The 10,262-nt window shown below is 71.6% G+C and carries 7 protein-coding genes; 5 read left to right on the plus strand and 2 right to left on the minus strand.

All coding sequences use genetic code 11. The features are described 5' to 3' along the window. Window positions 1-14: 14 nt before the first annotated feature. Window positions 15-1,541, minus strand: a complete 1,527-nt coding sequence (locus PV721_RS36385; protein ID WP_319732031.1) for a ricin-type beta-trefoil lectin domain protein — start codon at window positions 1,539-1,541, stop codon at window positions 15-17. 108 nt (window positions 1,542-1,649) lie between these two features. Between PV721_RS36385 and PV721_RS36390 the strand changes: the two genes are divergently transcribed. The 3 genes from PV721_RS36390 (at window position 1,650) to PV721_RS36400 (ending at window position 6,510) form a co-directional block, all read left to right on the plus strand. Beyond that, entirely contained in the window at window positions 1,650-3,053 is a 1,404-nt protein-coding gene (locus PV721_RS36390) for a class II fumarate hydratase (RefSeq protein WP_319732033.1), read from the plus strand. Window positions 3,054-3,165: 112 nt separating this feature from the next. Next, complete coding sequence (locus PV721_RS36395) at window positions 3,166-3,885, plus strand: DUF402 domain-containing protein (RefSeq protein WP_319732035.1); 720 nt, start codon at window positions 3,166-3,168, stop codon at window positions 3,883-3,885. A gap of 249 nt (window positions 3,886-4,134) precedes the next feature. Beyond that, window positions 4,135-6,510 carry a SpoIIE family protein phosphatase gene (locus tag PV721_RS36400; RefSeq protein WP_319732037.1) on the plus strand — a complete coding sequence of 792 codons (2,376 nt, stop codon included), beginning with the start codon at window positions 4,135-4,137 and terminating at the stop codon, window positions 6,508-6,510. Window positions 6,511-6,643: 133 nt separating this feature from the next. Here the strand turns inward: PV721_RS36400 and PV721_RS36405 are convergent, their stop codons facing one another. Continuing rightward, window positions 6,644-8,926 carry a transglycosylase domain-containing protein gene (locus tag PV721_RS36405; RefSeq protein ID WP_319732039.1) on the minus strand — a complete coding sequence of 761 codons (2,283 nt, stop codon included), beginning with the start codon at window positions 8,924-8,926 and terminating at the stop codon, window positions 6,644-6,646. A gap of 232 nt (window positions 8,927-9,158) precedes the next feature. Between PV721_RS36405 and PV721_RS36410 the strand changes: the two genes are divergently transcribed. Then, window positions 9,159-10,067, plus strand: a complete 909-nt coding sequence (locus PV721_RS36410) for an SPFH domain-containing protein (RefSeq protein WP_319732041.1) — start codon at window positions 9,159-9,161, stop codon at window positions 10,065-10,067. Next, the coding region (locus PV721_RS36415; RefSeq protein WP_319732044.1) for a hypothetical protein at window positions 10,064-10,262 on the plus strand (199 nt) is incomplete at its 3' end. The genes PV721_RS36410 and PV721_RS36415, both read left to right, overlap by 4 nt.

Below are 10,262 nucleotides of genomic sequence, written 5' to 3' on the forward strand. Positions count from 1 at the left end.
GGATGGGGGCGGGGTTACACGAAGCGCTGGTTGGCGGACCCGTTGCAGGCCTGCAGGCGCAGCGGCTCGCGGGCGGCGGCCACCGTCAGGCACATGCCCGGGGCGGCGGCGGGGCGGAGGGTGGCGCCGTCGCGGACGAACTGCTGGTTCGCGCCGCCGTGGCAGTTCCAGATGATCAGACCGGTGCCGGAGCCGTAGTGGGCGCCGGGGGTGTCGAGGCAGCGGTCCTGGGTCAGCTCGATGTGGACGGACTTGCGGGCGGCGTCGTACCACCAGCCCTGGTTCCGGCCGCCGTGGCAGTCCCAGCCCACGATCTTCGTCTCGTTGGCGCTGGAGCCGCCGAAGGAGTCCAGGCAGTTGCCGGTCGCCTCGTTCTTCAGGGGCTTGAACTTGTCGTCCCAGGCCCCGGCCTGCAGGACGGGCGTCCCGGTGCTCGCGGGGTCGGCGCAGGAGGCCTCGCGCAGGCCCGAGTTGTAGAGCTGGGTCAGGCAGGACGCGAAGGCGCCGTGGCCCCGGTAGTTGGGGTGGAAGGACTGGCGGGCGGTGTTCTCGTCCCACGGGAAGTGGTCCCCGAGGTCCAGGTAGAGGCCGCGGGCCCAGGTGTCCTCCATGCACACCTCGTGCCCGTGGAAGAGCCGCGAGTTGTCCAGGTAGGTGGCGCCGGAGGCGAGGGCCGCCGCGCGCATGCCCTTCTCGAAGGTGGGCACCGCGTAGTTGCGGCCCCAGGTGGCGTCGGAGTCGTAGCCGGCGCAGCCGCCGGGCAGCTTGCCGGGGAAGTTCGGGTTGTCGTGGAAGTCGGGCCCGATGGGGCTGGGGTAGCCCATCACGACCAGTTTGTAGTCGGAGTCGGCGTAACCGGCGTCGCGCATGACCGACTTGAGGTCCGCGACCGTGGCCTCCACCTTCGGCTTGAGCCCGTCGACGCGGCCCTGCCAGCCGGGCGCGTACTTGGGCTCGCAGGCGCCCTGGCTGAGCACCCAGCGGGTGACGCAGTCGGTCATGACCGGGCCGAACTGCAGGTCGTCGTTGGCCCCGGCGACCAGCAGGACCATCTTGATCTTCGTGTTGCGTGCCTTGACGGCCAGGCTGTCGCTCTGCACCAGCTCGTCGGCGTACTGCTTGCTGCCGCCGATCCTGATGTTGCCCGTGTAGCCGCCGGAGCAGGCGACGTTGAAGGTCAGGTCGGCCGGGATGCCGGTGCGGTGGATCGCGGAGTCGGGTGAGCGGTGGCACTGGTTGGTCGGCGTGTTCGTCGCGGGGTCGTAGTTGCCCACGCCCTCGCCCGATATCTCGCTGTCGCCCAGCGAGATCAGGCCGGTCTTGCGCTCGTTCAGCGGGCGGACGGCGGCGTCGCCGTAGATCTTGACGGCCTCCGCGGCGCGGATCGCCTCCAGCTCGGGCGAGAGGGGGGTGACGGCCCCCGCAGGGGTCGCCGCCTGGGCCATGGGGGTGACGGCGGTGACGCCGCCCAGGGCGGCCGCGATCGCCGCGACGGCGGCGAAGGTAGATCTGAGCATGGGTTTCGTACGTGCACGTGCCATGAACGCCTCCCCGGATGTCAGTGTTACCCACGGTATTTACTGGGCGGTAGGGGAGTTGGGAACACTTCGAACAAGACAATTGCTCAAGTTTTTGAGGAGGCCAGGAAAATGACCGAACATCAGCAGGCCGACGCGTTCCGGATCGAGCACGACTCCATGGGCGACGTACGGGTGCCCCTGCACGCCAAATGGCGCGCCCAGACCCAGCGCGCGGTGGAGAACTTCCCCGTGTCCGGACAGCGGTTGGAACGCGCCCACATCGAGGCCCTCGCCCGCATCAAGGCCGCCGCCGCCGCGGTGAACGCGAAGCTCGGCGTGGTGGACCAGGACGTCGCCGACGCGATCCGGTCCGCCGCCGCCGAGGTCGCGGACGGCCGCTGGGACGACCACTTCCCCGTGGACGTCTTCCAGACCGGCTCCGGGACCTCGTCCAACATGAACACCAACGAGGTGATCGCCACCCTCGCCACCGAGCGTCTCGGCCGGGAGGTGCACCCCAACGACCACGTCAACGCCTCGCAGAGCTCCAATGACGTCTTCCCGTCGTCCATCCACATCGCCGCCACCGCCGCCGTCACCGGCGAGCTGGTCCCGGCCCTCGAGCACCTCGCCGCCGCGCTGGAGCGCAAGGCGGCCGAGTTCGCGCAGGTGGTCAAGGCCGGGCGGACCCACCTGATGGACGCCACCCCGGTCACCCTGGGCCAAGAGTTCGGCGGGTACGCGGCCCAGATCCGCTACGGCGTCGAGCGGCTGCGCGCGGCCCTCCCCCGCCTCGCCGAGCTGCCGCTGGGCGGCACCGCGGTGGGCACCGGCATCAACACCCCGGCCGGGTTCTCCGCCGCCGTGATCGCCGAGGTGGCCGCCGCCACCGGACTGCCGCTGACCGAGGCTCGCGACCACTTCGAGGCCCAGGGGGCGCGGGACGCGCTGGTGGAGACCTCCGGGATGCTCCGCACGGTCGCCGTCTCCCTCACCAAGATCTCCAACGACCTGCGCTGGATGGCCTCCGGGCCGCGCACCGGTTTGGCCGAAATCAATCTCCCGGATCTCCAGCCGGGCTCCTCGATCATGCCCGGGAAGGTCAATCCGGTGGTCCCGGAGGCCGTCCTGATGGTCGCCGCACAGGTCATGGGGAACGACACCACCGTCGCCGTGGCGGGCGCGGCCGGCAACTTCGAGCTCAACGTGATGCTCCCGGTGATGGCCAGGAACCTCCTCGAATCGATCCGGCTGCTCGGCAGCGCGAGCCGCCTGCTGGCCGACCGCACGGTCGACGGGATCACCGCCAACGAGGCGCGGGCCAGGGAATACGCCGAGTCCTCGCCCTCCGTGGTGACCCCGCTCAATCGCTACATCGGCTACGAGGAGGCGGCCAAGGTGGCCAAGAGGTCCCTCGCCGAGCGGAAGACGATCAGGGAGGTCGTCCTGGAGTCCGGCTACGTGGAGCGAGGCGCCCTCACCCTGGAGCAGCTCGACGAGGCCCTGGACGTCCTGCGCATGACGCACCCGTGACACGCCGGACCCGGCCCCCGGGCGGGGGCCGGATCCGGTCGATTCCCGTCCGCCAACCCCCCAGTGACCTGCACCGCAGCGGGGGCACGGGCCCCCGCCCTAAGATCTCCGCATGACAGGTACCTTCAAGCCCGGGAGCGGCTCGGCGCAGGGCGCGCCGCAGGGCCCCGCGCAGGGCACGCGCTGGGCGCCCGGGGAGCAGATCCTCTGGCGCTACCGCGACCACGCCCCGGGGCTGAAGGGCCCGGTGCACATCTGCCGCCCGGTGACGGTGGTTCAGGACACGGACGAGCTGCTGGCCGTCTGGATGGCCCCGGGCACCGAGTGCGTCAAGCCGGTCCTGGCCGACGGCACCTCCGTCCACGAGGAACCGCTCGCCACCCGCTACACCGCGCCGCGGACGACCGTGCGCTCGCGCTGGTTCGGCGGCGGGGTGCTCAAGCTGGCCCGGCCCGGGGACCCGTGGTCGGTGTGGCTGTTCTGGGGACACGGCTGGCAGTTCAAGAACTGGTACGTGAACCTGGAGGAGCCCCGGTCGCGATGGGCCGGCGGGGTGGATTCCGTGGACCACTTCCTCGACATCGCCGTCTACCCCGACCGCAGCTGGAAGTGGCTGGACGAGGACGAGTTCGCCCAGGCGCAGCGGTCCGGCCTGATGGACCGGGAGCAGGCGCTGCGGGTCCGGCACGCCGGTCGCGCGGCCGTCGAGGTGATCGAGGAATGGGGAGCTCCGTTCTCCGGCGGCTGGCAGGACTGGCGGCCGGATCCCGCCTGGAGAATTCCGGCCCTTCCGGAGGACTGGGACCGCACCCCGGCGCATATGACCTCATGAGACCCTTGATGCGCCCCCGGGGTTCAAACGTAGGATCGTGCTCCGCGAGGTCGCGCGCGCGGGACGGCGCGTTCGGGCCGTGCATCCACAAGTGTCGCGCCACACGCGGAACCTGACGGGAGGTCGGCGCGGGGGCGAGAGGCAAAGACGAACCTCGGGGCGATGGTGCCCGGGCCGCTGAGCGGGTATACCGCGACTGACCGAGTTGAGTGCAGCGCACATCGAGCGCAAACGGACGGAATTCCACGCGTGACGGAGTACCCCACCTCCCAGGAGGGCCCGCAGCCCGTCGCCTCCGGCGGAGGTACGGACGAGGCCGGCCACGGCAAGGCGCCCATCGCCGCCGCCGAGGCCGTACGCACGCATGCGCAGAGCGCCGGCGCCGGCCATGCCGCGGAGTCGGGCGGCGGCGCGGCCGCGGCGGCTTCCGACGCGCGCTCGGCCCGCTCCGCGGCGGGCGCGGGCGGGGCCGCCGGACTCCCCCGGCCCCGCCGCAAGGCTGCCGCGCCGGGCGAGTCCGGCGGCCCGTCCGCCTCGGACCCGGCCCAGGACCAGGACGGCGTCCGGCTGCGGGACGGCGCGGCCGCCCGCAACGCCGCGGGCGCCACCGCCGGGCACGGGGTCCCCTCCGAGCCGCCGCGCCCGCGCGGTGACGGCCTCGAGCCCGGCAGTGCCGGGCAGCGGACCGCGGGCGGCGGGGCCGCCCGTCACCCGGCCCCGCCGGGGACCGACGCCGCGCCCGGTGCGGACGGGACCGCCGGGCAGAACAGCGGGTACCGCGCCGGAGGCGAGCGCCACGGCGGCGGGACCGGCATACCGGCCGGGGGCTCCGGAGAGGCCACCGCCGCGCGCCGCGAAGGGGACCGGCTGCGCTTCGTGGGCGCCGCCACCCGGCGGATCGCCCGCGGCATCGACCTCGACGAGATCGTGCTCGGCCTGTGCCGGGCCACCGTGCCCACCTTCTCGGACGCCATCCTCGTCTACCTGCGCGATCCGCTCCCGGTCGGCGACGAGCGGCCCGTCGGCCCGGTCGTTTTAAGGCTTCGGCGCACCGACCGGCTCCGGCCGATCGACGACCTGACGGACATCAGCAGCACCATCGGCGCGGGGACGGACCCCGCCGGGGCCGCGGGGGCCACCGGCGAGCTCGACTTCAGCCAGCTGCCGCTGGTCGGCCCGCAGGGTGACCTGCCGGCGGCCGAGCTGTGCGAGATCCGGCCGGGAGGCGCGCTCGCCGAGGTGCTGCGCGGCGTACGGCCCGTCTTCGGGTCCTCCGCCGCCGCCCGGGCGGCGCTGCCCGAGCTGCTCGGCGTGGACCATCCGCTGCCGCGCGGCAACCGGGCCGTGCTCGCGCCCCTGCGCGGCCGCCGGCGGGTGATCGGCGCCGCCGTCTTCCTGCGCAGCCCGGAGCGTCCCGCCTTCGAGCAGAACGACCTCCTGGTCGCCGCCCAGCTGGCCACCCACACCGCGCTCGGCATCGACAAGGCCGTCCTGTACGGCCGTGAGGCGTACATCGCCGACGAGTTGCAGCGCACCATGCTGCCCGACAGCCTCCCGCAGCCCACCGGTGTGCGCCTGGCCTCCCGCTACCTGCCCGCCGCCGAGACGGCGCGGGTCGGCGGCGACTGGTACGACGCCATACCGCTGCCCGGCAGCCGGGTCGCGCTCGTCGTCGGCGACGTCATGGGCCACTCCATGACCTCCGCCGCGATCATGGGCCAGCTCCGGACCACGGCGCAGACCCTCGCGCAGCTGGACCTGCCGCCCGCCGAGGTGCTGCACCACCTGGACGAGCAGGCGCAGCGCCTGGGCTCCGACCGCATGGCCACCTGCCTGTACGCCGTCTACGATCCGGTCGCGCACCGGATCACCATCGCCAACGCCGGCCACCCGCCGCCGGTGCTGCTGCACCTGGGCGGCCGCGCCGAGGTGCTGCGCGTGCCGCCCGGCGCGCCCATCGGCGTCGGCGGCGTGGACTTCGAGGCCGTGGAGCTGGACGCGCCCGCCGGGGCCACCCTGCTGCTCTACACCGACGGCTTGGTGGAGTCGCGCCTGCGGGACGTGTGGACCGGCATCGAGCAGCTGCGGGAGCGGCTGGCCACCACCGCCCAGCTGACCGGCCTGGACCACCCGCCGCCGCTGGAGGCCCTGTGCGACGACGTGCTGGACATGCTCGGTCCGGGCGACCGGGACGACGACATCGCGCTGCTCGCGGCCCGATTCGACGGCATCGCGCCCAGTGACGTCGCGTACTGGTTCCTGGACCCGGAGGAGACCGCTCCGGGCCGGGCCCGCCGGTTCGCCCGCCGCGCGCTGACCCGATGGGGCCTGGAGGAACTGAGCGACTCGCTGGAGCTGCTGGTCAGCGAGGTGGTCACCAATGCCGTCCGGTACGCGGAGCGGCCCGTGACCCTGCGCCTGCTGCGTACGGACGTACTGCGCTGCGAGGTCGGCGACGACTCCCCGCAGCTGCCCCGCCAGCGCCGGGCGCGGGACACGGACGAGGGCGGCCGCGGCCTGTTCCTGGTCAACCGGATGGCCCGCCGCTGGGGCGCGACGCGTCTCAGCAGCGGAAAGGTGGTCTGGTTCGAACTCCCGCTGCCGGGGGCACAGGAGCAGCGTTGACCGGGATCCCGGTCAACGCCGCCCGCAAGGGCCTCGGCGGCCGGATCGCGGCGGCGGTGTCGGACCCCTGAGGCCCACGGCGTGCGAAAAAAACCGCCGCCCCGCAGCCCGAAGGCTGCGGGGCGGCGGTGCGTCAGCGTCCCTCGTTCCCGCCGAAGATCGGCGGGTCCGGCGGCTTGGGCCCGCCGGTCTTGGTCGGCGTGGTCGTCGGCGTCGCCGTCGGCGTGGTCGTCGGCGTCGCGCCGGTCTTCGTCGGCGTGGGGCTCACCGGCGGCGTCGGGGACTGCGCCGGGCTGCTGCTGGACGCCGGCGGGCTGGAGGACGGGCTCGTCGTGGGCGACGGCGAGGTGCTGCGGGACGGCACCTGCGTGGGACCCATCTCCGCGTCCGACGTGTCGAACTTGCCGGTGTCCACGCCCTTGAGCGCGGCGAGCGTGTACGCCTTCCAGATGGAGGCGGGGAAGCTGGAACCGCCCGCGCGGCCCAGGCCGGCGGTGCCGGTCAGGGTGACCTGGGTGTGGGTGCCCGGCTCCTCGCCGAACATCGCGACGACGGTGACCAGCTCGGGCGTGTAACCGGTGAACCAGCCGGAGAAGTTCGACTCACTGGTACCGGTCTTGCCGGCCGCCTCGTAGGCGCTGCTCCTGACCTTGTTGCCGGAGCCGCCCTCGTCGTTGACGACGCCCTGGAGCACCTTGGTGACGGTGTCGGCGGTCTTGCGGCTGATGGCCTGGCTGCCGATGGCCTGCTGGGGGGTGAACTCGCGTTCCTTGTGATTGGCGCTCTTGATGATCGTCGGCGTGACCTTCTTGCCGTGGTTGTCGAAGCTGGCGTAGACGCCGGCCATCTCCACGGTGCTCGCGGTCATCGTGCCGAGCGCCATGGCCGGCCTGTCCTCGGGCCAGCCCTCGCGGTCCACCATGCCGAGTGCCAGGGCCGTCTTCTTCACGTTGGGCGGCTTCACGTCCACGATCATCTGCGCGTAGACGGAGTTCACCGAGAAGTCGGTGGCTTCCTGGACCGTCATCATCGGGTCGCCGTAGTTCTTGTTGTCCTGGTTCTGCGGGTTGAACGGGATCTTGCTGCCGACCACTTGGCGCTTGCTGGTGCCGTCGTAGAGCGAGTTCGGGGTGATCGGCTTGCCGTCCTGGGTCTTCGACCCGTTCTCCAGGGCGGAGGCGAGCACGACCGGCTTGAAGGTCGAGCCCGGCTGGTAGTCCTTGCGCAGGGCGTTGCTCTCGGACTTCTCCGTCAGGCCCTGACCGCCGTACATGGCGACGATCGCACCGGTCTTCGCGTCCACGGAGGTCGCGCCGGCCTGGACGCTCTGGTCCTGGGGCCTGCCCTTGGTGTCCTTGCGGTCGAGCTTCGACTCCAGCTCGTCGTCGACGGCCTTCTCCAGCGCCGCCTGCTTCGCCTTGTCGACGTTGAGCGTGATGGTCCAGCCGCCGGCCGTGATCTGGGCGTCGGTGATGCCCTGCTTGTTCAGCTCGTCGTTGGCGGCCTGGACCAGGTAGCCCTTCTGGCCGTCCATGCCCGGGCGGGGCTTGGGCTTGATCGGCGGCGGGAGGGTCATGGTCTTGCGCTTGGCCGGGTCCAGCTTGCCCATCTCGACCATGTTGTCGAGGACGGCGTTGAAGCGGATGTTGACCAGCCGCGTGCCGTTCGGGCCGGCCGTCGCCAGGTCGTACTGGCTGGGGGCCTGGATGACGGCGGCGAGGTAGGCGCCCTGCTCCAGGGTCAGCTTGTCGGAGTCGACCCCGTAGAAGGCCTGGGCCGCGGCCTGGATGCCGTACGCGTTGCGGCCGTAGAAGTTCGTGTTCAGGTAGCCGACGAGGACGTCGTCCTTCTCCATGCGCTGGTCGACCTTGAGGGAGATCACCAGCTCCCGGAGCTTGCGCGTCGCCGACTGGTCCTGCGTCAAGTAGTAGTTCTTGACGTACTGCTGGGTGATCGTCGAGCCACCCGCCTTGCCCTTGCCGGTGGCCGTGTTGAACAGGCCCCGGGCCACGCCCATCACGTCGATGCCGCGGTCGCTGTAGAAGGACTTGTTCTCGATGGCGATGAACGCGGTGCGGACGTCCTCGGGAATCTTGTCGATCGGCACGATCTCGCGATTGGTGTCACCGGTGCGGGCCATCACCGAGCCGTCGGAGTACCGGTAGGTGTTGCTCTGGAGCGTGGCCTGCTTGTTCGGGTCGTTCGGTTCGTCCACCGAGAAGTAGAGGACGATCGCCGCGGCCATGAGGAGGAGGATCATCCCGAGGAACGTCCCGAGGATCTTCTTCCACGTGAAGAAGCGACGTATGCCGCTGCGTTTGCCGGCGCCGCCCTTGCCGTCGGCGCCGTTGGCGCGTCTGCTCGGCGCACGCCCCGCACCGCGCTGCTGCGCCTTACGCACTTCTGCTCGGCCCATCGCTCCCGCTCCGCTCGATTACCCCCCCGACGTCAGCTCAGAAAGCTAACACCGCAGGCTGTGACAAAGGATGGTCAATCCTTACCAATACCGGTCAATCCGGACGTGAGAATGAGCACCCACATCACTGGAACCGACGCTCACCTAAGCCGAAGGGTTGCCGCAACGCAAAAAAGTGATATCAATTTGCTAGGTGGTCCGAGCGGCCGCGACCAGAGAAACGGGGCAAAAGATGACGAACCAAATCGCCACACCGGACGGGGTACGGGAGTTCACGGCGCGCAGCGTGGGCGGCGGTCTGGCGCTACTCCTCGGACTGGCGGGCCTGTTGGCGGGCGGGGGTCTCATCGCGGCGGGCGCGGTGGCGGCGGGCGCCGCCCCCAAGGCGACGCTGATCGCCCTCGGCGTCCTCACGATCCTCGGCTCCGTCATAGCGATGAGCGGTCTGAACACGGTCGCGCCGGGCGAGGCCCGGGTCGTGCAGCTCTTCGGCCGCTACCGGGGCACCATCCGCACCGACGGACTGCGCTGGGTCAACCCGTTCACCTCGCGCGAGAAGATCTCCACCCGGGTGCGCAACCACGAGACGGCCGTCCTGAAGGTCAACGACGCCTACGGCAACCCGATCGAGCTGGCGGCGGTCGTGGTGTGGCGGGTCGAGGACACCGCGCGGGCCACCTTCGAGGTCGACGACTTCACGGAGTTCGTCGAGACCCAGACCGAGGCGGCGGTCCGGCACATCGCGATCGAGTACCCGTACGACGCTCACGAAGAGGGCGGCCTGTCGCTGCGCGGGAACGCCGAGGAGATCACCGAGAAGCTCGCGGTCGAACTCCACGCACGCGTGGAGGCGGCCGGCGTGCACATCATCGAGTCCCGCTTCACGCATCTCGCGTACGCTCCGGAGATCGCCTCCGCGATGCTCCAGCGCCAGCAGGCGGGCGCGGTCGTGGCGGCGCGCAAGCAGATCGTGGAGGGTGCGGTGGGCATGGTCGAGCTGGCGCTGACGCGTCTGGCGGAGCAGGACATCGTGGACCTGGACCCGGAGCGCAAGGCGGCCATGGTCTCGAACCTGATGGTCGTCCTGTGCGGTGACCGCGCGGCCCAGCCGGTGGTCAACACGGGAACGCTCTACCAGTGACCCCCGGCGGCGAGCAGGGCCCGACGGGCCGGCAGGCGCGCAAGCAGGTACTGCTGCGGCTCGATCCGCAGGTGTACGAGGCACTGGCCCGCTGGGCCGGCGAGGAGCTGCGCAGCGCGAACGCGCAGATCGAGTTCCTGCTCCGCCGCGCACTCGCCGAGGCCGGCCGCCTCCCCTCCAGCCCCGGCCCCATCC

Origin of the sequence: Streptomyces sp. MB09-01, from assembly GCF_033794505.1 — a bacterium.
Taxonomy (GTDB): domain Bacteria; phylum Actinomycetota; class Actinomycetes; order Streptomycetales; family Streptomycetaceae; genus Streptomyces.